The following is a 24783-nucleotide window of genomic DNA, read 5'->3' as shown; positions in this document are numbered from 1 at the left end:
CCTTTTACTCAGCGAATGAACCACCAGCGGCTTCGATCGCTGCGCGGGCACCGGCTGTTGCTGTCAGCCCTTTGAGGGATACTTTACGGGAAAGATCACCAGACTTGATGACTTTCACATAACGTACTTGCTGACCAATAAAACCTTGCTGCTTGAGCACCTGAACATCGATTTCGTCGCCAGTTACCTTCTGCAGTTCAGACAAACGTACTTCTGCGTACAGGTGCTGACCCAAAGGTGTAAAGCCACGTTTTGGCAAACGACGTTGCAGGGGCATCTGACCACCCTCGAAGCCGACTTTATGAAAGCCGCCTGAGCGTGATTTCTGACCTTTGTGTCCACGACCGGCTGTTTTACCGAAGCCTGAACCAATGCCGCGACCAACACGGCGCCGGGCATGCTTGCTGCCTTCAGCGGGGGACAATGAGTTGAGTTGCATTTCGGACATCTCTATTCCTTTACGATAAGGCTTCAGGCTTCCGAAACGGACACGAGATAATCGACTGTGCGAATCATCCCGCGAACTTCCGGTGTATCCACCAGCACACGGCTGCTGTTTACTTTACCCAAACCCAACCCGCGAACTGTATCGCGGTGACTTTGTTTGGTGCCGATAACGGACCGAACAAGCGTGACTTTAATTTGCTTCTTCTGTGCCATCATTTACCCCAGAATCTCTTCGACCGATTTGCCGCGCTTGGCTGCCACCTCGGAAGGTGTCAGGCAGGCGTTCAGACCGTTCAATGTTGCGCGTACCAGGTTGTACGGATTGCTTGAGCCCAGGCTCTTGGCAACCACGTTGCGTACACCCATCACTTCGAAGATGGCGCGCATTGGACCGCCGGCGATCACTCCGGTACCTTCGGCAGCCGGTGAAATCAAAACGGTAGATGCGCCATGTTTACCCACGACGGTATGATGCAGGGTACCCTCTTTCAGAGCTATACGAACCATGCCACGACGGGCCTGTTCCATTGCTTTCTGAACTGCGACGGGCACCTCACGTGCTTTACCTTTACCCATACCGATGCGGCCATCGCCATCACCGACTACTGTCAGGGCTGCGAAGCTCATTGTGCGACCACCTTTAACTACCTTGGTCACACGGTTGACCGCAATCATCTTCTCGCGAAAACCGTCATCGCGTTCTTGCTCAGGGGCGTTCTTGCCTTGTGCTTTTGCCATTTGACAATTCCTCGATTAGATCTTGAGGCCGGCTTCACGCGCGGCTTCGGCCAGCGCCTTGACGCGGCCATGGTAACGGAAACCGGCACGGTCGAATGCTACAGACTCGATACCCGCTGCCTTGGCTTTCTCGGCAACCCGTTTTCCAACGATGACGGCTGCCTCAACGTTGCCACCATTTTTCTTGCCTTCGGCCAGTTCCTTGCGGACTTCTGGCTCGAGCGTAGAAGCGGTTAACAACACCTTGTCGCCTTCCGGCGAAATAACGTTTGCGTAAATGTGAAGATTCGAACGGTGAACTGCCAGACGGTATGTACCGAGCTCTGCAATTTTCCGGCGAGTCGCCACTGCACGACGCAAACGGGATAATTTTTTGTCCATGATATATCCTTGCCTGCGCTATTATTTCTTCTTGGTTTCTTTGATGATGACGCGTTCGTCAGCATAACGAACACCTTTGCCTTTGTAGGGCTCTGGTGGACGATAGGCGCGGACTTTCGCGGCAACCTGGCCAACAGCCTGTTTGTCGAAGCTCTTCAGAACGATTTCGGTCTGAGTGGGGCATTCGGCTTTCACGCTTTTTGGCAGCGGGTGCACGATGTCATGCGAGAAACCAAGTTGAAGCTTGAGTGAATCTCCCTGAACCTGGGCACGGTAACCCACGCCAACCAGATTCAGACGACGTTCGAAACCCTTGCTGACGCCGGTAACCATATTGTTTACCAGGGCGCGCAGAGTGCCGGACATTTCTTTTGCATGGCGTGAATCATCAGCCACGGTAAAAGAGATTTTGCCGTCGTCCAGCTTGAGAGCGACTTCGCCGCCCAATTGCTGGTTCAGTTCACCCAAAGGGCCTTTAACATGAATGTTGCTGTCCGTGATGCTAACTTCAACACCTTTAGGGACTTCAACAGGATATTTTGCTATACGTGACATATTCTTCTCCTTATGCCACGTAACACAGAACTTCGCCGCCCACGCCTTCATGACGGGCCTTGCGGTCTGTCATGACGCCACGTGAAGTGGAGACGATGGCTACGCCCAGACCGTTCATCACCTGAGGGATGGCAGCACGGCCTTTGTAGATGCGCAGTCCAGGACGTGATACGCGGTCAATGCGTTCGATCACGGGACGTCCCGCGTAGTATTTCAGTGAAATTTCAAGCTCGGGCTTGGCTTTTTCACCTTTGATTTCAAAGCTCTCGATATAACCTTCTTCTTTCAGCACGGTGGCAATAGCCACTTTCAGCTTAGAGGAGGGCATCGATACCGAGACTTTCTCGACTTGCTGCGCGTTACGGATACGCGTCAGCATATCGGCGATTGGATCGCTCATGCTCATAATTTATTCTCCTACCAGCTAGCCTTGGTCATACCGGGCACTTCTCCGCGCATTGCCATCTCGCGCAGTTTGTGACGGGTCAAACCAAATTTGCTGAACACGCCACGTGGGCGTCCGGTGATAACGCAACGGTTACGCATACGAGTTGGGTTTGCATTACGCGGTAATTGCTGTAATTTCAAACGTGCGTCGTAGCGCTCTTCGTCGGATTTCGATGTGTCGTTAATGATCGCTGTCAGTGCTGCACGTTTGGCTGCGAATTTCTCAACCAGTTTGGCGCGTTTGATATCGCGATTGATGAGTGAAAGTTTTGCCACGTCATCGCCCCTTAGTTACGAAACGGGAAGCTGAAGGCTGTTAGCAGCGCTTTGGCTTCTTCGTCTGTCTTAGCTGTCGTTGTGATACTGATATTCAGGCCACGCAGTGCGTCGATTTTGTCGTATTCAATTTCAGGGAAAATGATTTGCTCTTTCACCCCAACGTTGTAGTTACCACGACCATCGAACGCGCGACCGGAGATACCACGGAAGTCGCGCACACGAGGCAATGCGATCGTAACCAGACGATCCAGAAACTCGTACATACGCTGACCGCGCAATGTCACCATGCAGCCGATAGGATAGTTTTCACGGATTTTAAAACCGGCAATCGCCTTTTTGGTTTTAGTCACCACGGGTTTCTGACCGGCAATTTTTGTCAGGTCTGAAACAGCGTGTTCGATCACTTTTTTGTCAGCAACGGCTTCAGAAACGCCCATGTTCAGTGTGATCTTGGTAATGCGAGGCACTTCCATGTCACTTTCGTAACCGAACTGTTTCTTCATTTCGCCAGCAATCTTGCTGTTGTATAAGTCTTGCAAACGAGCCATGATTACGCCCCTTTCGCTTTCGCGCCAACGACTTCGCCGTTAGAACGGTAAATACGGACGTTACGTCCATCGACTTCTTTGACGCCTACACGATCGCCCTTGCCCGTTGCAGGATTGAACAATGCCACGTTAGAAACGTGAATAGGCATTGTTTTATCAATGATGCCGCCGGGATTGTTGCTCATCGGATTAGGTTTAGTGTGTTTTTTGACAACGTTCACGCCTTCAACCAGGACGTAATTAGCGTCAACACGGGCCAATACGACACCGCGGCGCTTTTTATCACGACCGGTAAGGACGATAACCTCGTCACCTTTACGAATGTTTTCCATCTATCTGCCCCTTACAGCACTTCAGGTGCCAGTGACACGATTTTCATGAAGCGCTCGGTACGCAGTTCACGCGTAACAGGCCCGAAAATACGTGTACCGATAGGTTCAAGTTTGGCGTTCAGCAGTACAGCTGCGTTTCCACCAAAACGAATCAGCGAACCGTCTTTACGACGAACGCCCTTGGCGGTACGTACAACGACCGCGTTATAGATTTCGCCTTTTTTGACGCGTCCGCGCGGAGCTGCATCCTTGACAGTCACTTTAATGATGTCACCGATGGCTGCGTAACGGCGCTTTGAGCCGCCCAACACCTTGATGCACATAATACGGCGCGCACCGGTGTTATCAGCCACGTCTAGCGTGCTTTGCATTTGGATCATGATTATTCCTGTTCCAACTTAGTTACATACACTGCCGGTCTCCCGACAGCCCGTTTGCCATTTCTGGTATTTCGACCCACTTCGTTTTCGATTTACCTGTGATAAACACCAGGGTAAATCAAGCACGTCAGGCAGGCCAGCAAGCACCAGATGCTATTCATATAACCAGTTTTGGTCCCGTCAGGCCGCGCCCGTTAGTTTGCGTGCGCCACCCTGGGTTGAAATCTGTTTAAATAGTTTCCTCGCCCGTAAACGAACGAAGTCCTCTAATATATCCTATCTGCATACCAGATGCAAGTGCAAAACACCTTAAAAAGACCAATTACTACTTGAAAAACAACAACTTTTTTGGCAGAAGGGCCTGCGAGCGCGGCAAAAAGGAATGTGACAGGTTTAATCGACCATAGCGTCAACGAAAACCGGCGCGCCATCATTGACGACGGCCCGCCCAGGCTCGCCTGCCCTTTTGTAGGGTTACCTCGATAGCGTTCCTCTGTAGCGTTCCTCTGTAGGATCTTCAATGTACTGCCTTCGCGCAGCCGTCCAAGTGTCGCCGCCAATCGGCCGCCATCAGATCACCACCACCTCCCGACCTCTGAAGCCAACGGCGATCTATATATAGATACAGCGCATTTCCCGCAACATAGCAGACTCCCTCCAGCCCCGGCCAATGCGCCGTCCGGCATCTTTTTCATTCAAAAATAAGATACATTGACGTACTTTGACAAGCCCAGGGATTGTCTTTAAGATTCTTTCACGAACCTTAAACCGAAGTTCCTTCCTCTGGAGCCAGCATGAAGCATGCCGTTTCAACCCCTCGATCTGCACAAGCCCTTTTACCCCCGACTATCCCGTCCCGACTCCTATTGGCTCTATTGAGCCTGACAGCCGCGGCCGCTCACGCCGCAGATGGCGATCATCTGAAACTCGGCCTGGGCGCAGCCATAGCCCCGCGCTATGAAGGCGCCGATGAATATCGGCTGCAGCCCTTTCCCGTGGTGGACGCCCAGTACGGGCGTTTTTTTGCCCGCTCGGGCGATGGTCTGGGCTTGAATATCTGGCAGTCTGCGCAACTGACTATCGGAGCTGGCGTGAACATGATGGAGGGATATAGCAAAAGCGACGCGCCTGAGGGCATCGGCAAGCTGTCCAATGCCCTGGGCGCACGTATTTTTGTATCAACGAGCGCCTGGGGAGCGATCTTCACGGTGTCGGCAACGCAGGCAATCAGCAAAAGCGAGCGCGGACTCATTGCGAATGCACGCGTCTCTTATCCGTATTCAATATCGGAACGATTTAAAGTCATCCCCAGTGTGTCGCTCAATTGGGCCAACGCCAAGTATATGGACAGTTATTTCGGCATCAATGCGCAGCAGGCGGCTCGCTCCGGCTTGTCCGAATACCGGCCGTCTGCCGGATTCAAGGATGTTTCCCTGCGGCTTGGCTTCAGTTATGACCTGACCAAGACATGGAGCATCACCGGCGCTGCCGGTGTCAGCCGGCTCATGGGGAACGCGGCTGACAGCCCGCTGGTCCGGCGCAAATCGCAGGCAGTGGGCGCCCTTGGTGTTGCCTATCGCTTCTAGTGACCGGGCAATGCAGGCCAATGGCCTCGAGCTCAGGCTCAGGGGCGTCGCACCAGCGGAAGAAAAATTGAATCGACCCAGGCGGCGCACAATTGTTCGGACGGCGCGACCCGGTGCATCATGACATGGTGGCGCAACAGATCCCGGACAACAGTCTTGACGGGCGGAATCAACTTGTCCGGATCGATTTCGTCGCGTGCCACAGCACGGTCCAGAATCACACTCAGATTATCCGTCCTGCCCGCACTCAGCGCCCGCCTGACCTCTTCCGGCGTCGCAAAGGCCTTGCGAAACATGTCGTTCGACAGCAAGGCATTAATCGTTGCGAAGATGGGCGCAAATTGGCCAAGACGCTGCAAATACTCCAGCAGCTCAGCGCGCACATCGCCCTGATCGCGTACTTGCGGCGGATGCCTGGAAAGCTGGTATTCAATGGCCGCCAGCACCAGGGCTGCTTTACTGTTCCAGCGCCGCGCAAGCACCGAGCGACTGGTGTGGGCTGCGCTGGCAACCATTTCCATGGTCAGAGACGTGTACCCATGCTCAACCAGCCTGTCCCAGGCTACCTCAATAATAGCCTGCTCAAGCCTGGCACCACGCCGCCGTGTTTTTACAGATTTCGCTATGGCCATATTTTCTGGGGTACCCGTCGAAGTCGGATTAGCATTTTGTTATCACTATTTAAGAGAATATCACGTATCTTATTATGGCATTGGATGCCTACATGCAATAGTGCCATGAGCGGTGAAATCAAACCGATTTTTGCGTAAATCAATTCATTTTCCTCAGACAACTTCCGTAATTCGCTGCTGGAAACCGGCTTGCCTTGTCACACGCTCTAGTCAATGCCTACCCAGCCGTAGACATCATTAAAACAACATTTTCATGCAATTTTCTCCCGTGGCTAAACGGTTTATGAGCATAATTTCAACCTCACAGTTGAAATGCGAATCATTTACATTACAATTCAACGTCTCGTAATCATTTGAAATACTAAAACAATCCAGGAGAATATGTCATGCGCCAGCATTTGGGTCCTTGCCCGGTTACTCGTCAGCGCGATAACGCTTTACCCATCTCGCGTCTGACTCAATTGGTGCTAGGCACGCTGACGATGACAATGTATAGCGCTTCATTTGCACAGGTTCCGGCAAGCGCGTCCGACAACAGCGACGCTGCAGCGCCAGTCACCACGCTGCAGGCTATTGCCGCCCGCGCCGCAGAAGATGTAACTACCGAAGGCACGCGCTCATACACGCCTCGTGCAACCCGCGCCAGTACCGGTTTGTCGCTGTCTCTGCGCGAGACACCGCAGTCCGTGACCGTGGTTACCCGCCAGCGCATTGAGGACCAGACTATGCAGTCTGTAAAAGATGTACTGGCAAGTACGCCCGGTATCTCAGTCCAGAATTACGACACCGAGCGCTACAGTTTCAATTCACGCGGCTTTTCCATCGATACCTACTTGTATGACGGCATTCCGACTGCCGTGACAGGCGGCACTGGATGGGCGGCTGGCGAATCGGCCATTGATCCAATCATTTATGACCGTATTGAGGTGGTGCGAGGCGCTACGGGGTTGATGACCGGAGCCGGCAACCCCTCTGCGGCCGTCAATTTCGTACGCAAGCGCGCGACCAGCAGGCAGTTTGCGGCCGACCTTTCCCTGGGCGCCGGTTCCCACGATACTTACCGGGCATCCGCAGATTTGCAGACGCCCTTGACGGCAGACGGCCGCGTCCGTGGCCGCATCGTGGGCGCGCACCAGCAGGGTCACTCCTATCTGGACCGCTACAGCACACGCAAATCGATTTTCTACGGGACCATCGAAGCGGATCTGACCGATAGCACGGTGCTGCGCCTGGGCTATCACTACCAGGACAATGCGCCCAAAGCAAGTGCATGGGGTGGTTTCCCCCTATGGTATGCGGACGGCAGCCGTACAGACTGGGATCGCGGACTGAATATCGGCACGGACTGGAGTAAATGGGCCAGCACAACGCAGGGCGCATTTTTGAATCTTGAGCATGAGTTCGACAATGGCTGGCGGGTGGATGCGCTGCTCAATTACAGCAAAAACGAATCCGATGAAAAGCTGTTGTTCACCAGCGGCTGGCCCGACCGGGAGACCGGGCTGGGAATGGCTGCCAGCCCGGCTCGTTATTACGGCGACCGCACGCAAAAGAGCGCAGATATCAAAGTGTCCGGGCCTATCGAGCTGTTCGGGCGCCAGCATGAGCTTGTTTTCGGCGCCAGTCACAGCCGACAAAAAGAGCTGTTTCACGGGCGCTCGCCCATGAATGTCGCCCCCATAGGCAACTTCCTTGAGTGGGACGGGTCGTATGCGCAGCCGCAATGGGCAGAGGAATCGGTCTCGCTGGATGGCAGGACCCGGCAGACCGGGCTCTACGCCGCTGCCCGTGTGAACCTGACTGACTCGCTCAAGGTGATCCTGGGTGGTCGCTATAGCGAATGGAAGACGGACCAAAAGGGAACGTCTCCGTACAAATTCAGCAAATCCGCCTTTACGCCATACGCAGGTATTCTTTATGATCTGAATGACAATCTGACTGCCTACGTGAGCTATACCAGCATTTTCAATCCCCAGGACTACCAGGATCGGGATGGACGCTGGCTGGATCCGCTGGAAGGCGAAGCCTATGAAGTGGGCATCAAAGGCAGTTTTCTGGAGGGGCGACTGAATGCAAGCGCAGCGCTGTTTCAGATTGACCAGGACAACCTGGCTCAGACCGACGTGGGCTACCTGATTCCTGGCACAGTGAACCAAGCCTATTATGCAGCAAAAGGAACGCGCAGCCGGGGCTACGACCTGGAAATTTCGGGCGAGCCACTGGAGGGATGGAACCTGGCTGCCGGCCTTACCCACTGGACTGCGCATGATGCAGAGCGAAACGCAATCCAGACCAATCAGCCAAGAACATTATTCAAATTGTTTACGACCTATCGGTTATCTGGCATGCTCCACGGCCTGACCGTAGGCGGCGGCGTCAATTGGCAAAGCAAGCTGTATGCGAAGGCCAATGGCCCTGACGGCCAGGAACGGGTCTCGCAGGGATCCTATGCCCTGGTCGATTTAATGGCCCGCTATCAGGTCAATGATCGGGTGTCGGTGCAGTTGAATCTGAACAATATTTTGAACAAAAAATATTATCAGCAAGTTGGCTTCTACAGTCAGGGCGCGTGGGGCGAAGGGCGCAACTTTATGGCAACGCTAAATTACAAATACTAAAAATATCAAGCGCTCGGCTGCAATGTCGTTTTATGCCTGGGGCATCGCCATGCGCAGCTTTTCTGCCCGGCGCCGCAGCCATTCCAGCGTCAGCAGCATGGCGACCGAAAACAGAATCAGCAATGTCGCTGCGGCAGCGATCGTCGGATTCAGATTCTCGCGGATCCCGCTGAACATGACGCGCGGCAAGGTGTACTGGTCAGGGCCCGCAATGAACAGCGTCATGACCACTTCATCGAAAGAGGTGCCAAAAGCGAACAGCGCCCCCGAGATCACGCCAGGCGCAATCAGCGGCAGCGTGACCCGACGGAACACATACAAGGGAGGGGCACCCAGGCTGGCCGCCGCCCTTGCAAGATTGGTATCGTAACCCTCGAGCGTGGCCATCACGGTGATCAGCACAAAGGGCGCACCCAGCACCGCATGCATGACCACCAGCAAGCCCAGATTATTGGCCAGGCCCATTGGTGCGAAAAACAGATAGGCAGCTACACCCAGGATGACAACCGGCACGACCATGGGAGAAATCAGCAACGCCAGCAATAGCCCCTTGCCCGGAAAACGCGCCCGGTACAGCGCCAGCGCGGCCGCCGTTCCCAATACCGTGGCAATCACCGTCGCCAGCGGCGCGACAATCAGCGTATTTTTCAGGCCAAGCATCCATTCAGGCGACTGGAAAAAATTCTCATACCAGCGCAGGGAAAAACCACTGAGCGGATACACCAGAAAGGAACTGTCGTTGAAGGACAACGGGACAATGACCAGCACCGGCACAATCAGAAACAGCAACACCAGGATGGCCAGCAGCCAGTGCAGTACGCGCCAGATGCGCTCGGACGGCGTGCGAATGGTATTTTCCTGCGCCATTTAGGCCACCCCCAGGCGGGTCGAGCCGCTTAACCGGCTGTAGACCGCATACAGTATCAATGTCGCCAGCAGCAGCATGGCCGCCAACGCCCCGGCCAGGCCCCAATTGATGGTGCCGTTGGTATAGAAGGCAATAAAGTAGCTGATCATCTGATCTTTCGGTCCGCCCAGCAGTGCGGGTGTAATGTAATAGCCAATTGCCGTAATGAAGACCAGCAGACAGCCTGCGCCAATGCCGGGCAGCGTCTGCGGAAAGTACACCGCCCAGAAACTGCGCAAGGGATGGCAGCCGAGAGACACGGCCGCACGCATATAGGTAGGAGAAATGCCTTTCATCACACTATATAAAGGCAGGATCATGAACGGAAGCATGATGTGTACCATGGCAATATAGACGCCCAGACGGTTGAACACCAATTGCATCGGCGCATCGATGAGCCCGATCTGTATCAGTAGGCGATTGATCAGGCCGCCATTTTGCAATAGCACGATCCATGCCGCCGTACGCACCAACAACGAGGTCCAGAACGGCAGCAACACCAGAATCATCAACAGGTTGCTGGTGCGCGCCGGCAAGCGCGCCAGCAGATAGGCCAGCGGATAAGCCAGCACCAGCGCCACCAGCGTGACCACGGCAGCCATCCAGAACGTGCGCAAATAAATGGCCTTGAAAATGCCCTGGTCCGGCGGTGCCGCCTGGATGCTGCCATCGGGAGCCTGTCTGAGATCCAGGGCGGTCAGCAGATAGTATGGCGTTTGCGCGCGGGCATTGTTTTTCAATATGCCCCAATAATCCTGATCCGACCAACGCGGGTCAATCTCTTCAAACGCTTTCTGGAAACTGGGCGGATCTATCTTGAAAGGCAGCCTGCGTGCTGTTTTGGCAATCAGCGTGCGAAACCCCGCCTGCTCGAAATTGAGCCGCTGCATCAGCGGGCCCATGGCCTGCTCGGCCCGCGCCCGGGCCAGATCATCGGCCAGGGCACGGTACATATCTTCATCTACCGGCGTACCCGGCTCCCACTTGTTAAGTGCTTTGACGGTGGCCGGCAGGACCGTGACCACCTCGGGATTGGCCACGCTTTTGCCCAGAAACGAAGCGATCGGCGCCACAAAGGTCAGCAGCAGAAACAGCAGCAGCGGCATAACCAGCCAGAGCGCCTTGCGTGGCCCAGCCATTATTTGGCAACCCAGGCGTTATAACGCTGCTCCAGAGAAACACCGTTATCGATCCAGAAGTTCACATCCAGTGCAATGGCATTCTTTTCATTATCCGGGGCAGTCGGCATATCGGCCAGGTATTTCTTGTCGATCAGCCCGATTGCGTTTTTATTGACGGCGCCATAAGCGATATTTTCAGCATACACTTTCTGTGTTTCAGGCTTGCTGGCAAAGGCGATAAATTTCATTGTCTCTGCCTTGTTGGCGCCGCCTTTGGGAATCGCCCAATAGTCCAGGTCGTAGACGCTGCCATCCCAGACCACTTTTAGATTTTTACCTTCGCGGGTCGCCTGCGAGATCCTGCCGTTATAGGCAGAGGTCATGACTACATCGCCGGACACCAGATACTGTGCAGGCTGCGCACCGGATTCCCACCACTGGATATTGGGCTTGAGCTGATCGAGCTTGGCAAAGGCGCGATCCACGCCTTCCGGCGTCGCCAGCACTTTGTACACTTCTTTGGGCGGTACGCCATCGGCCATCAGGGCAATTTCAAGTGTGTACTTGGCGCCCTTGCGCAAGCCCCGCTTGCCGGGATATTTTTTCACGTCCCAGAAGTCGGCCCAGCTTTTGGGGGCATTGTCCTTGAATTTGTCGGCATTGTAGGACAGTGCGACCGACCACACAAACATGCCCACGCCGCAGTCCTTGTCGGTCGCCGCCTCGATAAAATCGGCCTTGTTGCCGATCACACCCCAGTCGATGGGTTCGAACAGCCCCTCTTCGCAACCGCGCACCAGCTCGGGGCTTTCCACTTCCACCGCATCCCAGCTGACGCTGTTGGTATCTACCATGGCCTTGATCTTGGCTTGCTCTCCGTTGTATTCAGCAGCCGTTATCTTGGTGCCCGTCGCCTTTTCATACGGTCCGTAATAGGCTTTTTCCTGCGCGGTTTTATTATCCCCGCCAAAGGAGACCAGTGTCAGGCTATCGGCCGCATACACGCCGCTCATGCCCAACCCCAGACAGGCCATGGCCGCCGTGCGCAACACTGCAGCTTTGATTGTTGTCTTTTTCATTTTGTCCGCTCCACATAAAAGGTTGTTATACCGCTGCCGTCTTCTCGATGGGATCCAGAAGCCGCACAAACTCGTGATTCCAGCCCAGATCAACTGTATCGCCTACCGTTATTTTCTGCCGCACCTGTGACACCGGCTGTTTCACCACAAAATCAGGATCGCCGTTGATCACCAGTCGAACACGAACGTGATCTCCCAGATAAATGACTTCCCGTACCTTGCCCTGACAACGCACATCGGTGGAATTTTCCGCCGGATTGAGCGCAATTCGTTCGGGACGAATGGAGACTGAAACACGGTCACCGACCTTCATTCCCAATTGTTGCGTGCCCTGCAGTTGCATGCCGCTATCGAGGTTGACCGTGGCCTGGCGCACGCCGGCCTGCGTAATGGTGCCATGGGTGCGATTGTTCTCGCCGATAAAACCGGCGACAAAGGCGGTGTCAGGCGTTTCGTATATATCCTGGGGAGAGCCAATTTGCTGGACCATGCCGTCATGGAAAACGGCAACGCGATCCGACATGGTCAACGCCTCGTCCTGATCATGCGTCACATAAACGACCGTGACACCCAGTTCGCCATGCAGCCGTTTGATTTCCAGTTGCATGTGTTCGCGCAACTGTTTGTCCAGCGCCCCCAGCGGTTCGTCCATCAGCACCAGCTCTGGCTCAAAGACCAGTGCCCGGGCCAGCGCCACACGTTGCTGCTGCCCGCCAGACAATTGCGCGGGATAACGCTTTTCCATCCCATCGAGCTGCACCATGGCCAACGCCGTTTTGACTTTCTTTTGCTGCGCGTCGGCATCAAATTTGCGCACTTTGAGGGGAAAGGCCACATTTTCCTGAACCGTCATATGCGGAAACAGGGCGTAATTCTGAAAGACCATGCCGATATTACGTTTGTGAGGCGGCAGGTTATCTATTTGCTCGCCGGCCAGTTCAATGGTGCCGGAGGTCGGCGTCTCGAAACCGGCCAGCATCATGAGCGTGGTGGTTTTACCCGATCCTGAAGGACCCAGCAGCGTCAGAAACTCGCCTTGCCGGATATCCAGGTTCAGGTGCCTGACAACCTGGTTTTTGCCATCGTAACTCTTGCGCACGTTCTTAAAACGCACCAGAGGATTGTTGTTATTCGCAATTGCTGCAGACATAAGCCTTGCTTCTCCCAGTATCACTCATGCAGCGACAGGTCCCGCCTACGACGACCCCGCCACCAACCGGCGCATATCATTGTATTGCACATGGCAAACACATCTGAAATATTTCAAATGTGTTTGCCTGGCTGCGCCCCGTCAGGTTTGCAGCCCGGGTGGATCAGGTTCAGGACCTGAGCGACTGCTGGGTGGCATCCAGCGCCTGCGTGACCGCGTCGACCAGGGTATCCACCTGCTCGGCAGTAATAATCAACGGCGGGCAAAACGCCAGGGTATCGCCGATATTGCGCGTAATCACACCCAGTTCCTGCAGCTTGCGGCCAACGGCGGTGCCCAGTTGCCCGGGACTGGCCAATGCCGTTTTGGCCGCTTTGTCCGTCACCAGCTCTACGCCCGCGATCAGCCCCACTCCGCGCACCTCGCCCACCAGCGGATGATCACTCAGGCCGGCAAGCCGTTGCTGCAGATGCGCACCTGTCACAGATGCATTTTGTACAAGATTTCTCTCGCGAATGATATTCACGTTTTCCTGGCCCACGGCAACCGCGACCGGATGGCCGCCGGCTGTAAAACCATGCCCCAGCACGCCAAGCTTGTTGCTTTCGTCTGCAATCGGATCAAACATGCGGCTGTTGAGCAATATGGCTGACAGCGGCTGATACGAAGAGGAAATCTGTTTGGACAGCACCATCACATCAGGTTTGATGTCATAGGTTTCACTGGCAAACATTTTGCCGGTGCGTCCGAACCCGCAAATGACCTCGTCGGCCACCAGCAGCACGTCATATTTGTTCAGCACGGCCTGGATTTTTTCCCAATAGGTTTTCGGCGGCACAATGACCCCGCCCGCGCCCATGACCGGTTCGGCAAAGAAGGCAGCGATGGTATCGGGACCTTCTTTCTGGATCAGCGCCTCCAGGTCTGCCGCCATGCGGGTGGCAAATTCCTCTTCGGTTTCGCCGTCCCGCCCTTCGCGCCAGTAGTGAGGACATGTCGTATGCAATACGCGTTCAATGGGCAGGTCAAAGCCTTTGTGATTGCCCGGCAGGCCGGTCAGGCTGGCCGATGCGATGGTGACACCGTGGTAGCCCTTATGACGGGCGATGAGTTTTTTCTTGTTCGGCTGGCCCAATGCATTGGAGCGATACCACAGAAGTTTCATGACCGTATCGTTGGCTTCTGAGCCGGAATTGGTAAAGAACACCTTGCTCATCGGCACCGGCGCCAGGTCAATCAGGGTTTTGGCAAAACGGACAGCGGCTTCATGCGTTTTGTGCGTAAACAAATGATAGAACGGCAGCGTCTGCATCTGGCGCATGGCGGCATCTACCAGTCGCTGCTCACTGAAACCGACCGCAACGCTCCACAAGCCAGCCATGGCTTCGATGTATTTTTTGCCGTTTTCATCTTCCACATAAATGCCATCACCGCGGGTGATAACCAATGGCCCCTGTGACGCATGCGTGATCGCATTGGTGTAGGGATGCATGTGAAAGGCGATGTCGTCACTGCCCTGCTGTGAAATTGAATTGCTCATTGTGTCTCCAATATCGGTTGCGTCTGGTTCATAGTTATTATCCATGCTATCTGCCCGCTTGGCGAGCGCGCCGGCTTTTGTCCGGGAAATCACCAAAGGAATTGTCGCAGAGCAGGCACAGGCTAGCGCCTGAGCGCGTGCGAGTGGGCCGGCAAAGTAGCCAGGCCGCTCACGCAAATGCGGGGGCCCGCTGCGTCCTGCCGGTTGTGCATTGATAATAAGCTATGATTATCATGTTCATTATGAAATAACACAAATGGCATCGCTTTTGAGCGCTGCTTCCCTCCATTCAACAGAAGTGAAATATTTCCCATGTCCGATTTAAACTGGTCCTTCCCTTACCGTTCACAGAAAATGCCCGTTTTTGCTCGCAATGTTGTCAGCACTTCGCAACCGCTGGCCGCGCAGGCCGGGCTGTCCATGCTTTACCGCGGCGGCAACGCGGTCGACAGCGCGCTGGCTACCGCGATCGCCCTGACAGTGGTGGAACCGGTCATGAACGGTATTGGCGGCGATCTGTTCGTGCAGATCTGGCATGAAGGCAAACTGTACGGACTGAGCGCGTGTGGCCGCTCTCCCGAAAAATGGACGTATGACCTGTTCAAGGACCAGCCGACGATGCCCGGCAAGGGGTGGGGCACCGTCACCGTACCTACGCAGGTGGCCGGCTGGCGTGCCCTGTCGGAACGATTCGGCAAATTGCCCTTTGAAGCGCTGTTTGAACCAGCCATCCGCTATGCGGAACAGGGCTTTATGGTTTCACCGACCATTGCACGCATCTGGGCTGCACAGGGCGAGACCTGCAAGGACCAGCCCGGTTTTGCCCAGGCATTTATGCCTGAGGGCGGGTTTCCCACGGCCGGCCAGTTATGGACGTTTCCTGAACAGGCCGCGACCCTGAAGGACATTGCCCAGACCCGCGGCGAAAGCTTCTACCGCGGCGCACTTGCCGAAAAAATCATTGCCTTTGCCGAGCAGACCGGCGGCTATCTGACTGCGGCCGACATGGACAGCGCTGCGGCAGAATGGGTTGAGCCCATCAGTGCCAACTTTCGTGACCTGACGCTGCACGAGATTCCGCCCAATGGCCAGGGTATTGCCGCCCTGATGGGTGTCGGCATCCTGGATCAGTTCGATCTTGAATCCATGGGCGTAGACAGCCCCGACTTTTATCATGTGGGCGTTGAGGCCATGAAACTGGCGTTTGCCGATCTGCATGAACATATTGCCGATCCTGCCCATATGACAATGACCACGGCAGACCTGTTGTCGCCTGCCTATCTGAAGGAACGCGCCCGCCTTATTAATATGGACAAAGCGTCGACGCCGGCGGCCGGCATGCCTGCCAGTGGCGGTACGGTTTATCTGACCGCCGCTGATCAGGACGGCACGATGGTGTCGTTCATCCAGTCCAATTATCACGGCTTTGGCTCCGGCGTGGTTGTCCCGGGCACCGGCATTGCATTGCATAACCGCGGCTGCGGCTTCAATGTTCGTCAGGGGCATGCCAACTGTGTCGGACCAAAGAAAAAACCCATGCACACCATTATCCCCGGCTTTATCACCCGCCAGGGCAAGCCGCTGATGTCATTTGGCGTCATGGGCGGCAGCATGCAGGCGCAGGGACATGCGCAAATGGTGGCGCGCCTGGGGGCATTCGCACAAAACCCGCAAGCCATGAGCGATGCGCCGCGCTTTCGCGTGGAAAACGGTCCTATCGTGTATCTGGAAGCCCATACGCCTGAGGCCGTGATCCAGAGCCTGAAGGCGCGTGGGCACCGGGTAGACGTCGCAGCTGCCGACAGCCTTGAGTTTGGCTCCGCACAGCTTATTTATAAAGCAGAGCATGGCTATTACGCAGCGTCCGACTCCCGCCGCGATGGTCAGGCCGTCGGTTTCTGAAGCCACGTTGAACGACCCAACGGAGTAACCATGTCGGAACCCATTTTTTCCCTGCAGCAAGGCGCTATCCCCCTGCTCATTTCCATTCCCCACATGGGGACCAGGCTGGATCCGCAGATTGCCACGAACTTCACGCAAGTGGCCGGATTCGTGGATGATACCGACTGGCATCTGGACCGGCTTTACGGATTCGCCAGGGATGGCGGCGCCTCTTTTCTGACGCCGGTCTATTCGCGCTATATTATTGATCTGAACCGCCCGCACGATGACGAGAACCTGTATCCGGGCCAGGACACCACCGGCTTGTGTCCCGTAGACACCTTTGACAAGGAACCACTTTATCTGGCGGGGCGCGAACCGTCAGAGCAGGAAAAAATCCGGCGTCGGCAATTGTTCTGGGAGCCGTATCACACGGCGCTGCAAACAGAGCTGCAGCGTATCAAGCAGGAACACGGGTTTGCGGTTCTGTGGGAAGCGCATTCCATCCGTTCCGAGATCAGCCGTTTTTTTCCCGGCAAACTGACAGACTTCAATTTCGGCACCGCCAATAATCAAAGCGCGCATCCACAACTGTGCTCGGTGCTCGCGCAACAGATCGAACAGGATGGACAGTTTACCGCTGCGGCCAATGGTCGCTTCAAGGGCGGCTATATCACCCGCCAGTATGGCAACCCGGCCGAGCGCATTCACGCAGTACAACTGGAACTGACCCAGATTGCCTATATGCAGGAGTCCCGGCCCTTTGCCTACGATCAGGCCAAGGCAGCCAGGGTTACCCCATTGCTGCAGCAGGCGCTGGAAACCACGTTGCGCTACGCACAAATGTGATTGGCTCCGTGTTGCGCAGTCCGTCACCCTATGACGTATGAAATAACCCACGGCCATCACGCTTTACTTGCTCAAACAAAAAGGGGCGCCCCACCGGGCACCCCTTTTTGATACTGCGGCACAGTACGATCAGTACCGCTTACTCACCGTCGTCTGCGGCTTGCGCCAACAGCTTTTTGCCTTTGCGACTGAACTTGCGCAACAGCAACGGCACTACCACAACCGCCGCCGACGCGATCCACAGGCCGATGGAGATATTGCTCTGAACCAGGATCGTGGCGTCGCCATTGGTAATGGACAGGGCGCGGCGCAGGTTTTGCTCCATCATGTCGCCCAGCACCACCCCAAGCACCAGCGGCGCCATGGGAATTTCCATCTTGCGCAACCAGTAACCGATCACGCCGACTATCACAACCATCATCAGATCAAAACTGCCTGCATTGATCGCATACACACCGATAAAGCTGATGCACAAAATGCCCGGGACCAGTAGCCAGCCAGGAACGGCAAGCACTTTGGAGAACACCCGCACCATCGGTACGTTCATGATAAACAGCATGACGTTGGCAATAAACAGCGATGCGATCAGCCCCCACACCAGTTCGGGTTTGGATTCAAACAGCACCGGACCGGGCGTAATGTTATACAGCGTGAGCGCACCCATCATCACCGCCGTGGTGCCCGAACCAGGTACCCCCAGGGTCAGCATGGGCACAAAGGAGCCGATGGCAGAGCCGGTCGCTGCCGCTTCCGGTGCAACCAGGCCACGCATATCGCCCTTACCAAACTTGGCATTGGGATCCTTGCCCTCGATGATGCGCTTTTCCTGTGAATAGGCCACCGCTGCGGCCACACTGGCACCGGCACCCGGCAGTACGCCCACGACAAAGCCGACAAAGGAGCTGCGCACGACACTCCACCAGGTAAAGGCCAGCTCTTTCAGATTGAACATTTTACGGCCACTGGAATCGACTTCCACGTGCTGTCCGCCCATGACCTTCTCAAGCATTTCAAGTAGCTCGGCCACTGCAAACAGCGCAATCACGACGACCACGAACTCGATGCCATCGGCCAGATGCACCGAGTCAAACGTATAGCGATAGACCCCGGAGTTGGCATCCACGCCAACCACAGAAATGGCCAGACCCAGCATGGCCGCCAGCGTTCCCTTGACCGGTTTTTTACCCAGCAGGCTGGTCAGGCAGCAAAACGAAAAAATCATCAGGACAAAATACTCGGGCGGGCCAAAAGCCAGGGCCCAGCGCGCCAGCATCGGCGCCAGCAGCATAATGCCGACCACCGAAACCATGGCGCCGAAGAAAGCAGACCAGGCAGACAACGACAGCGCGACATTGGCCAGGCCCTGGCGCGCCAGCGGATAGCCATCAAGCGTGGTCATGATCGCACTGGCTTCACCAGGTACGTTGAGCAGAATCGATGTAATCCGCCCGCCATATTCAGCGCCTACATAGACGGCCGCCAGCAGAATCAGGGCAGATTCAGGCGGAAAGTTCATGGCAAATGCCAACGGAATCAACATGGCTACGCCATTGATGGGTCCCAGGCCGGGCAGCACGCCCACCAGCGTACCAAGGAAAGCGCCGACCGCCGCAATGAGCAGATTACTCCAGGTCAGTGCAACACCGAAACCGATAGATAAATGATCGAGTAAGCCGCTCATAGCAAGCCCTCCAGAATACCTGTTGGCAGCACGACATCAAGCGCGCGATCAAACAGCAGGAAAAACAAAATACCCATGACAACGCCGCCGATCAGACACTTGATCCAGGCACCGCCGAACAGGCGACCGACCAGCACAGTCATGAGCGCGGTAGCAATAATGAAGCCGAGCCATTGAAACAGGAATGCGTAACCCATGGCAACCAGCACCATCAGGAAAATGCGGCTATTGGCGCCGGGCGGATTGGCCTCGGCGGTAAATTCGTTTTTGTAAATAAGCCACAGCCCGCACAGGCCGATGACCAGCGCAATGAGCAACGGAAAGGCGCGCGGGCCCACGGGCTCGTAGGAAACGGGTGCATGCAGGTTCCAGCCGAAGATGGTCAGGAATATGGCAAGCCCCAGGGATACAATCCCCAATATGCGATCATTCATGGTGGTAGTTCCAGACAGAGATTGTCACAGCGCGTCAGCGCCGGCCGCTGCCCGCGTGTACTGGCGGCAGCGGTCAGGCGGCACTGTTATTTTTTCATCAGGCCAAAGGAATCGGCCAGTTTCCGGTACTCGGCAACCTGTTGCTTAACGTAGGCGTCCAGCTCGGGACCGGTTTTGTCAAAGGGAAACAGGCCCTGCTGTTCGCGCAGTTTGGCAAAGCCCGGATCGCCAGTCATCTTCTTGAAAGCATCAAGCCAGAAGGTGTAATCTGCGTCGGACACTTTGGGGCCGACATAGTAACCGCGAATAATCGGCCACTGAATATCAAAGCCCTGTTCCTTGGCGGTGGGTACGTCCTTGAACTTGCCTTCCAGACGCTTGTCGTTGAATACGGCCAGCACTCTGATGGGCGCGCCGCCTTCGAGCATGGTGAAGGCTTCTGCCGCATCACCCATATAGGCTTGAATATGGCCGCCACGCAGTGCGGTGACAGACTCGCCGCCCCCTTCAAAGGCGACAAAACGCATCTTCTTGTAATCCACGCCCGCTGCCTTGGCCGTGAGCGCCGCCTTCATCCAGTCCTGACTGCCTACGGTGCCACCGGCGCCAAGCACGATCTTGGTCGGATCATCCTTGAACGCCTGCATTAGCGATTTCAGATCTTTATAGGGAGAATCATCGCGTACGACAGCCACGCCGTAATCGGTACCCACGGCGGCAAGCCAGCGGACATCGTTTTCGTTGTACTTGCCGAACTTGCCCTGGGCCAGATTGAGCAATGAGCCGCCCGAAAACGCCACAATATTGCCGCCTTCAGACGGTTTTTGTGCAACCACGTTATTGTAGGCAACAGCGCCAATGCCACCGGGCATATACACGATGCGCATCGCGGACTTGAGGGCGCCACTCTGTTTGAGGCCTTCCTGCGCCAGACGGCAGGTCAGGTCAAAACCACCACCCGGCTGGGCCGGTGCAATACATTCAGGACGACGGGGTTCGTCGGCAAACGCGGCCGGTGCAATCGCAAGCTGAGCAGCAATGACAGAAGCACCGAAGGCTCGGGACAGGAAAGAAGAACGCATGGTTAGTCTCATCTTTATAATTAAATGGTAGGAATTGGCCGGGCCTGCAGCCTGACCAGCCGTTCGGTTCTGCCTGTTGCTCTGGCGCACATGCGCGCACCAAATCCTGGCAAAACCCGCCCTGCGCGTTGCGCAACCGCCGCGACGCACGGGACCAATGAACTTTGCGTACCTTACAGATGGAACCTTTCGATTGCCTTTCAAAAACGGCGGCAATGCCGTTTAAGGCGTCAAATTAAGGGTAAACACTAGGCGCACACGCAAGCCCTTGAGCCGCTCGCCAGGCTCGAGAACCATCCGGGCCTGATGCATTTGCAAGATGGTGCTGACAATGGCCAGCCCCAGGCCGGCTCCGGGCAAATGTTTGCCCGCCTTGCCCCGCCGGAAGCGGGTGCCGGCTTTCTGCCTGTCCTCTTCGGACATCCCCGGGCCATTATCTTCGACCACGACCTGGGCCGTCGTATCGTCCAGGCGCACCAGCGAAATTGCGACCGTCCCCTGTTGCGGACAATAGCGAATGGCATTATCCAGCACGTTACGCAACGCTTCCTGCAACAACCAGGCAACCCCGCGCACGTACAGCGGGGTATCGGGCGGCATGACTTCCAGGTCAATGCGTCGCTCGCGTATGACCGGCCACAGATCGCGCACCAGTTCATTGACCACTGCACCCAGATCAACCGGGGCGCTATCTTGCCAGACCTGGGTATCCAGCGAATCGCGCACGCGCGCCAACGCCAGCATCTGGCTGGTCATGCGGATGGCTCGATCCACCCCTTCATGCATGGACAGCAGCACCTCGCGCACTTCCTGCGGGTCCGATTCACGCAAGGCGTAATCCAGCTGTGTCTTGAGCACAGCCAACGGAGTTTTCAGCTGATGCGAAGCGTCATCCAGAAACTGGCGCTGGCGGCCCGCCTGCTCGGTATAGCGCTGCATGTGCTGGTTGATCGCATTGACCAGCGGCTTGACCTCTTTGGGCATCCCCTCTGTGCTTACCGGCCGCAGATCATTGAGGGTGCGCGAGCGCATCTCGTAGCGCAGGCGCTCCAGCGGCCGTACGGCGAAAACAATACCGACGATCACAATGATCATCACAACGGCAATGAGCAGCAGATCCCGCCCTACCGAGCGCCATAACATGCGGTTGATAAAGGATTCCCTATCGCCAATGCCTTCGGCAACCTGAATGATGATGCGTACGCTTTTATCGCCGTACAGGGGCGGCACGGCTTCGCGCGCCATGACCACCGAGCGCACCGGCTCGCCCAGATAAACAGTATCGAAAAAATAGGCTTTGCCCGACTCCAGAGCCATTTCCGGCATCGGCAGATCGGCATTGCCAATAACCGACAGGCCGTCGTCGGCGGCAATCTTGAAAAATACGTCGGCATTGGCCGTCAGCTCGTAAAACTCCAGCAGAGTGTAGGGCTGCTCCAGCGAGAGCCCGCCACTTTGGGTAGAGATGTTATGGTTCAGTGAATTGAGCGCGCCGACCAGGGAGCGATCGTAGGCCACTGTAATTTGCTTGCGCAGGTCCTTGCTCGACAATCCCAGGGCGGTCAGCATGGTAAGCAAAAGCGCCGGCACCAGCAGCCATAGCAAAATGGATTTGAGGCTGCGCGAAAACAGCTTCATGCCTGCGCCGCCAATGCTTCCAGGCTGTAACCCACGCCACGCACCGTGACAATTTGCGTGCCGCTATCGGCCAGTTTCTTGCGCAGGCGATGCACGATCACTTCAATGGCTTCCAGATTGACTTCCTTATCGTCGGCCACGACCCGGTCCAGAATGGATTGCTTGCTCACCGGTTCGCCACTACGTTGCATCAGCACACGCAATACGGCGGTTTCCCGGGGCGACAGCGCCAGCGGCTGGTCGGCCAGATAAAACTGCTGCAGGCCCGCGTCCAGGGACAGGTTGCCCAATAGCAACCGCGGACGGCTTTTGCCACGACTGCGCCGGATCAGCGCCGTCAGGCGCGCTTCCAGCTCGCCCATTTCAAAAGGCTTGGCCAGAAAATCATCGGCGCCCTGATGCAGCAGATCAATGCGCTGGTTCAGGGAGTCGCGCGCAGTCAAAACCAGCACGGGCGTGCGATCGTCGCGTGCCCGCATGCGCGCCAGCACGCCGGCGCCGTCCAGCCCCGGCAGGCCCAGGTCCAGAATCACCGCATCATACTCCTCAAGCTCCAGACGTCGCACCGCCAACAGCCCATCGTCAGCCCATTCGACGATAAAACCTGCATAGCGCGCCAGGCTTTTGGCAAGCCATTTGGCCAGGGACGGTTCGTCTTCTACAAGTAATATTCTCATTGTTACGATACAGCACAGGCATACGCCCGGGAGGCAGAAGGAGATTGGATGGGGCGATTATGAACCCTGGAGCCATGAACTGCAACTGTCTTGCACGGTCTGGCAACGGACCCGGGCAAGTGCAAAAGGCGGCCTTTTTGGGTTTGCCCGCAAGCCGGTCGGTGGAAGATCGGATGAAAAATATTTCATTACCACGTGCTGCGCATGCAAAATTGCGCCAGTCCGTTTATTATCGGGATAGGCACAAGAATATAAAAAACCAACCTTATGCGGTACCGTCGCTTGCGATGGTGCGGCGCATTTTTATATAAATACCATAGACACAGAAAGGATAAGCAATGAGCCAGTATGAAGCACTCAGTCTTTACATTGATGGTGAGTTTCTTTCAGGAGACGGTCGTACCACGCAGGATGTCGTCAACCCCGCTACCGGCGAGGTACTGGCGCAATTGCCGCACGCCAGCGAAGCAGACCTGGATCGCGCCCTCAAAGCAGCAGATCGCGCCTTCCAGACCTGGCGGCACAGCTCTCCCATGGATCGTTCGGCCATTTTGCGCAAGGCAGCTGAACTTGCGCGTGAACGGGCCCAGGATATCGGCCTGAATCTGACACGTGACCAGGGCAAGCCACTGGCCGAGGCCGTCGGCGAGATCGTCAGTTGCGCCGATCATTGCGACTGGCATGCCGAGGAATGCCGCCGCATTTATGGCCGTATCGTACCGCCACGCAACCCGGCAGTACGCCAGCTGGTCGTGCGCGAACCCATTGGTGTATGCGCTGCCTTCACGCCATGGAACTTTCCATTCAATCAGGCGATCCGCAAAATTTCCGCTGCTATCGGCGCAGGTTGCACCATCATCCTGAAGGGTCCGGAAGACGCACCCAGTGCCGTGATGGCCATCGCCCGCATTTTCCATGACGCCGGCCTGCCCAAAGGCATTTTGAACATTGTCTGGGGCGATCCGCCAAAAGTATCCGATTACCTGATCCGCTCACCGATCGTGCGCAAAGTATCATTCACCGGTTCTGTTCCTGTGGGCAAGCAACTGGCCGCGCTGGCCGGCGCTCACATGAAACGCATCACAATGGAACTGGGCGGACACTCTCCGGTGCTGGTGTTTGACGATGCGGATATTCCAAAAGCAGCCAAAATGCTGGCCAAATTCAAGATCCGCAACGCCGGCCAGGTGTGCATCTCCCCGACTCGTTTCTACGTTCAGGAAAAGGCCTATGACCAGTTCCTTTCGGTATTTGTCGAGACGCTCAAGGGTGTCAAGGTAGGTGATGGCACGGCCAAGGACACGGAAATGGGACCGCTGGCGCATGAGCGTCGTGTGGGCGCCATTTCCTCTTTCGTCGAAGATGCCCGCAAGGGGGGCGCGACCATTGAACTGGGCGGCGATCCGCTGGGCGGGCAGGGATACTTCTTCCCACCGACTGTTGTCACCAATATCAGTGACGAGTCCCGCCTGATGACCGAAGAGCCGTTTGGCCCGATCGCGCCGGTGGTGCGTTTTTCCGATACGGAGGAAGTAATCAAGCGTGCCAACAGCCTGCCTTTCGGCCTTTCTTCATATGTGTTCACCACATCATTGCAGACCGCCACCAAGGCATCCAATGAAATCGAAGCGGGCATGGTCAACATCAACCACTTCGGCGTCGCTCTGCCCGAAACGCCGTTTGGTGGCGTCAAGGACAGCGGCATCGGCAGCGAAGGCGGTACTGAAACCTTTGACGGTTATCTGGTAACCAAATTCATTACCCAGATCTGATGAGTGCTGACCCGGCTCTTGCAGCCTGG

Annotated in this window: 26 protein-coding genes; 5 read left to right on the top strand and 21 right to left on the bottom strand. The window is 56.0% G+C overall.

Annotation, left to right across the window (positions count from 1 at the left end):
• Positions 1–4: 4 nt before the first annotated feature.
• The 10 genes from rplO to rplN are packed head-to-tail and all read right to left on the bottom strand — an operon-like array spanning position 5 to position 4107.
• Entirely contained in the window at positions 5–448 is a 444-nt protein-coding gene (rplO, locus tag EV681_RS12385) for a 50S ribosomal protein L15 (RefSeq protein ID WP_128393182.1), read from the bottom strand.
• 23 nt (positions 449–471) lie between these two features.
• Positions 472–660, bottom strand: coding sequence for a 50S ribosomal protein L30 (rpmD, locus tag EV681_RS12380; RefSeq protein WP_014752492.1), 189 nt, complete (start codon positions 658–660; stop codon positions 472–474).
• A 3-nt stretch (positions 661–663) separates the two neighbouring features.
• Positions 664–1185 (bottom strand): 30S ribosomal protein S5, encoded by a 522-nt coding sequence (gene rpsE / locus EV681_RS12375; protein WP_014752493.1) that lies wholly within the window; start codon positions 1183–1185, stop codon positions 664–666.
• A 15-nt stretch (positions 1186–1200) separates the two neighbouring features.
• Positions 1201–1566, bottom strand: a complete 366-nt coding sequence (gene rplR, locus EV681_RS12370; RefSeq protein ID WP_014752494.1) for a 50S ribosomal protein L18 — start codon at positions 1564–1566, stop codon at positions 1201–1203.
• Between the two features lie 21 nt (positions 1567–1587).
• A complete protein-coding gene (rplF, locus tag EV681_RS12365) occupies positions 1588–2121 on the bottom strand; it encodes a 50S ribosomal protein L6 (RefSeq protein ID WP_128393183.1) in 534 nt (177 codons plus the stop codon).
• A 10-nt stretch (positions 2122–2131) separates the two neighbouring features.
• Positions 2132–2527, bottom strand: coding sequence for a 30S ribosomal protein S8 (gene rpsH / locus EV681_RS12360; RefSeq protein WP_128393184.1), 396 nt, complete (start codon positions 2525–2527; stop codon positions 2132–2134).
• 11 nt (positions 2528–2538) lie between these two features.
• Positions 2539–2844 carry a 30S ribosomal protein S14 gene (gene rpsN / locus EV681_RS12355; RefSeq protein WP_014752496.1) on the bottom strand — a complete coding sequence of 102 codons (306 nt, stop codon included), beginning with the start codon at positions 2842–2844 and terminating at the stop codon, positions 2539–2541.
• Positions 2845–2855: 11 nt separating this feature from the next.
• Complete coding sequence (gene rplE / locus EV681_RS12350; protein ID WP_128393185.1) at positions 2856–3395, bottom strand: 50S ribosomal protein L5; 540 nt, start codon at positions 3393–3395, stop codon at positions 2856–2858.
• Positions 3396–3397: 2 nt separating this feature from the next.
• Positions 3398–3727, bottom strand: coding sequence for a 50S ribosomal protein L24 (gene rplX / locus EV681_RS12345; protein ID WP_128393186.1), 330 nt, complete (start codon positions 3725–3727; stop codon positions 3398–3400).
• 11 nt (positions 3728–3738) lie between these two features.
• Positions 3739–4107, bottom strand: a complete 369-nt coding sequence (gene rplN, locus EV681_RS12340) for a 50S ribosomal protein L14 (protein ID WP_014752499.1) — start codon at positions 4105–4107, stop codon at positions 3739–3741.
• A 794-nt stretch (positions 4108–4901) separates the two neighbouring features.
• Between rplN and EV681_RS12335 the strand changes: the two genes are divergently transcribed.
• Positions 4902–5693, top strand: a complete 792-nt coding sequence (locus EV681_RS12335) for a MipA/OmpV family protein (RefSeq protein WP_130304162.1) — start codon at positions 4902–4904, stop codon at positions 5691–5693.
• A gap of 38 nt (positions 5694–5731) precedes the next feature.
• Here the strand turns inward: EV681_RS12335 and EV681_RS12330 are convergent, their stop codons facing one another.
• On the bottom strand, positions 5732–6325 hold the full coding sequence (locus EV681_RS12330; protein ID WP_128393188.1) for a TetR/AcrR family transcriptional regulator: 594 nt from the start codon (positions 6323–6325) through the stop codon (positions 5732–5734).
• Positions 6326–6711: 386 nt separating this feature from the next.
• Here EV681_RS12330 and fhuE point away from each other — a divergent pair, with 386 nt between their 5' ends.
• Positions 6712–8943, top strand: coding sequence for a ferric-rhodotorulic acid/ferric-coprogen receptor FhuE (gene fhuE, locus EV681_RS12325; protein WP_242612238.1), 2232 nt, complete (start codon positions 6712–6714; stop codon positions 8941–8943).
• A 30-nt stretch (positions 8944–8973) separates the two neighbouring features.
• Here the strand turns inward: fhuE and EV681_RS12320 are convergent, their stop codons facing one another.
• The 5 genes from EV681_RS12320 to EV681_RS12300 all read right to left on the bottom strand — a co-directional run bounded on the left by EV681_RS12320 (position 8974) and on the right by EV681_RS12300 (position 14740).
• Positions 8974–9810: an ABC transporter permease gene (locus EV681_RS12320; protein WP_130304161.1), complete on the bottom strand. Its 837-nt coding sequence runs from the start codon at positions 9808–9810 to the stop codon at positions 8974–8976.
• On the bottom strand, positions 9811–10989 hold the full coding sequence (locus tag EV681_RS12315) for an ABC transporter permease (RefSeq protein ID WP_242612237.1): 1179 nt from the start codon (positions 10987–10989) through the stop codon (positions 9811–9813). It lies immediately after the preceding gene.
• Complete coding sequence (locus tag EV681_RS12310) at positions 10989–12050, bottom strand: ABC transporter substrate-binding protein (RefSeq protein ID WP_128393190.1); 1062 nt, start codon at positions 12048–12050, stop codon at positions 10989–10991. The genes EV681_RS12315 and EV681_RS12310 overlap by 1 nt, the downstream gene beginning before the upstream one ends.
• A gap of 25 nt (positions 12051–12075) precedes the next feature.
• On the bottom strand, positions 12076–13200 hold the full coding sequence (locus EV681_RS12305; protein ID WP_128393191.1) for an ABC transporter ATP-binding protein: 1125 nt from the start codon (positions 13198–13200) through the stop codon (positions 12076–12078).
• 169 nt (positions 13201–13369) lie between these two features.
• Positions 13370–14740: an aspartate aminotransferase family protein gene (locus tag EV681_RS12300; protein ID WP_130304160.1), complete on the bottom strand. Its 1371-nt coding sequence runs from the start codon at positions 14738–14740 to the stop codon at positions 13370–13372.
• Between the two features lie 312 nt (positions 14741–15052).
• Between EV681_RS12300 and EV681_RS12295 the strand changes: the two genes are divergently transcribed.
• Together EV681_RS12295 and hutG are read left to right on the top strand one after the other, a co-directional pair.
• Positions 15053–16642: a gamma-glutamyltransferase family protein gene (locus EV681_RS12295; protein ID WP_128393193.1), complete on the top strand. Its 1590-nt coding sequence runs from the start codon at positions 15053–15055 to the stop codon at positions 16640–16642.
• Between the two features lie 30 nt (positions 16643–16672).
• Positions 16673–17470, top strand: a complete 798-nt coding sequence (gene hutG, locus EV681_RS12290) for an N-formylglutamate deformylase (RefSeq protein ID WP_130304159.1) — start codon at positions 16673–16675, stop codon at positions 17468–17470.
• A 139-nt stretch (positions 17471–17609) separates the two neighbouring features.
• Here the strand turns inward: hutG and EV681_RS12285 are convergent, their stop codons facing one another.
• The 5 genes from EV681_RS12285 to EV681_RS12265 form a co-directional block, all read right to left on the bottom strand.
• Positions 17610–19151, bottom strand: a complete 1542-nt coding sequence (locus EV681_RS12285) for a tripartite tricarboxylate transporter permease (RefSeq protein WP_128393195.1) — start codon at positions 19149–19151, stop codon at positions 17610–17612.
• Entirely contained in the window at positions 19148–19585 is a 438-nt protein-coding gene (locus EV681_RS12280; RefSeq protein WP_128393196.1) for a tripartite tricarboxylate transporter TctB family protein, read from the bottom strand. Before EV681_RS12280 ends, EV681_RS12285 begins: the two co-directional genes overlap by 4 nt.
• Before the next feature lie 86 nt (positions 19586–19671).
• Positions 19672–20667, bottom strand: coding sequence for a Bug family tripartite tricarboxylate transporter substrate binding protein (locus EV681_RS12275; protein ID WP_128393197.1), 996 nt, complete (start codon positions 20665–20667; stop codon positions 19672–19674).
• Positions 20668–20889: 222 nt separating this feature from the next.
• Positions 20890–22305 (bottom strand): sensor histidine kinase, encoded by a 1416-nt coding sequence (locus EV681_RS12270; RefSeq protein ID WP_128393198.1) that lies wholly within the window; start codon positions 22303–22305, stop codon positions 20890–20892.
• Positions 22302–22982, bottom strand: coding sequence for a response regulator (locus EV681_RS12265; RefSeq protein ID WP_128393199.1), 681 nt, complete (start codon positions 22980–22982; stop codon positions 22302–22304). The genes EV681_RS12270 and EV681_RS12265 overlap by 4 nt, the downstream gene beginning before the upstream one ends.
• A gap of 338 nt (positions 22983–23320) precedes the next feature.
• Here EV681_RS12265 and EV681_RS12260 point away from each other — a divergent pair, with 338 nt between their 5' ends.
• Positions 23321–24754, top strand: coding sequence for an NAD-dependent succinate-semialdehyde dehydrogenase (locus tag EV681_RS12260; RefSeq protein ID WP_130304158.1), 1434 nt, complete (start codon positions 23321–23323; stop codon positions 24752–24754).
• Positions 24755–24783: the final 29 nt, after the last annotated feature.

The organism is Advenella incenata (assembly GCF_004217095.1).
GTDB lineage: Bacteria > Pseudomonadota > Gammaproteobacteria > Burkholderiales > Burkholderiaceae_B > Advenella > Advenella incenata.
This window is presented reverse-complemented; position numbering and strand designations above follow the sequence as displayed.

Excerpts from the sequence above, each read along its gene's own strand:
- rplO (WP_128393182.1), bottom strand. The coding sequence starts at position 448 with ATGTCCGAAATGCAACTCAACTCATTGTCCCCCGCTGAAGGCAGCAAG.
- rpmD (WP_014752492.1), bottom strand. The coding sequence starts at position 660 with ATGGCACAGAAGAAGCAAATTAAAGTCACGCTTGTTCGGTCCGTTATC.
- rpsE (WP_014752493.1), bottom strand. The coding sequence starts at position 1,185 with ATGGCAAAAGCACAAGGCAAGAACGCCCCTGAGCAAGAACGCGATGAC.
- rplR (WP_014752494.1), bottom strand. The coding sequence starts at position 1,566 with ATGGACAAAAAATTATCCCGTTTGCGTCGTGCAGTGGCGACTCGCCGG.
- rplF (WP_128393183.1), bottom strand. The coding sequence starts at position 2,121 with ATGTCACGTATAGCAAAATATCCTGTTGAAGTCCCTAAAGGTGTTGAA.
- rpsH (WP_128393184.1), bottom strand. The coding sequence starts at position 2,527 with ATGAGCATGAGCGATCCAATCGCCGATATGCTGACGCGTATCCGTAAC.
- rplE (WP_128393185.1), bottom strand. The coding sequence starts at position 3,395 with ATGGCTCGTTTGCAAGACTTATACAACAGCAAGATTGCTGGCGAAATG.
- rplX (WP_128393186.1), bottom strand. The coding sequence starts at position 3,727 with ATGGAAAACATTCGTAAAGGTGACGAGGTTATCGTCCTTACCGGTCGT.
- rplN (WP_014752499.1), bottom strand. The coding sequence starts at position 4,107 with ATGATCCAAATGCAAAGCACGCTAGACGTGGCTGATAACACCGGTGCG.
- EV681_RS12335 (WP_130304162.1), top strand. The coding sequence starts at position 4,902 with ATGAAGCATGCCGTTTCAACCCCTCGATCTGCACAAGCCCTTTTACCC.
- EV681_RS12330 (WP_128393188.1), bottom strand. The coding sequence starts at position 6,325 with ATGGCCATAGCGAAATCTGTAAAAACACGGCGGCGTGGTGCCAGGCTT.
- fhuE (WP_242612238.1), top strand. The coding sequence starts at position 6,712 with ATGCGCCAGCATTTGGGTCCTTGCCCGGTTACTCGTCAGCGCGATAAC.
- EV681_RS12320 (WP_130304161.1), bottom strand. The coding sequence starts at position 9,810 with ATGGCGCAGGAAAATACCATTCGCACGCCGTCCGAGCGCATCTGGCGC.
- EV681_RS12315 (WP_242612237.1), bottom strand. The coding sequence starts at position 10,989 with ATGGCTGGGCCACGCAAGGCGCTCTGGCTGGTTATGCCGCTGCTGCTG.
- EV681_RS12310 (WP_128393190.1), bottom strand. The coding sequence starts at position 12,050 with ATGAAAAAGACAACAATCAAAGCTGCAGTGTTGCGCACGGCGGCCATG.
- EV681_RS12305 (WP_128393191.1), bottom strand. The coding sequence starts at position 13,200 with ATGTCTGCAGCAATTGCGAATAACAACAATCCTCTGGTGCGTTTTAAG.
- EV681_RS12300 (WP_130304160.1), bottom strand. The coding sequence starts at position 14,740 with ATGAGCAATTCAATTTCACAGCAGGGCAGTGACGACATCGCCTTTCAC.
- EV681_RS12295 (WP_128393193.1), top strand. The coding sequence starts at position 15,053 with ATGTCCGATTTAAACTGGTCCTTCCCTTACCGTTCACAGAAAATGCCC.
- hutG (WP_130304159.1), top strand. The coding sequence starts at position 16,673 with ATGTCGGAACCCATTTTTTCCCTGCAGCAAGGCGCTATCCCCCTGCTC.
- EV681_RS12285 (WP_128393195.1), bottom strand. The coding sequence starts at position 19,151 with ATGAGCGGCTTACTCGATCATTTATCTATCGGTTTCGGTGTTGCACTG.
- EV681_RS12280 (WP_128393196.1), bottom strand. The coding sequence starts at position 19,585 with ATGAATGATCGCATATTGGGGATTGTATCCCTGGGGCTTGCCATATTC.
- EV681_RS12275 (WP_128393197.1), bottom strand. The coding sequence starts at position 20,667 with ATGCGTTCTTCTTTCCTGTCCCGAGCCTTCGGTGCTTCTGTCATTGCT.
- EV681_RS12270 (WP_128393198.1), bottom strand. The coding sequence starts at position 22,305 with ATGAAGCTGTTTTCGCGCAGCCTCAAATCCATTTTGCTATGGCTGCTG.
- EV681_RS12265 (WP_128393199.1), bottom strand. The coding sequence starts at position 22,982 with ATGAGAATATTACTTGTAGAAGACGAACCGTCCCTGGCCAAATGGCTT.
- EV681_RS12260 (WP_130304158.1), top strand. The coding sequence starts at position 23,321 with ATGAGCCAGTATGAAGCACTCAGTCTTTACATTGATGGTGAGTTTCTT.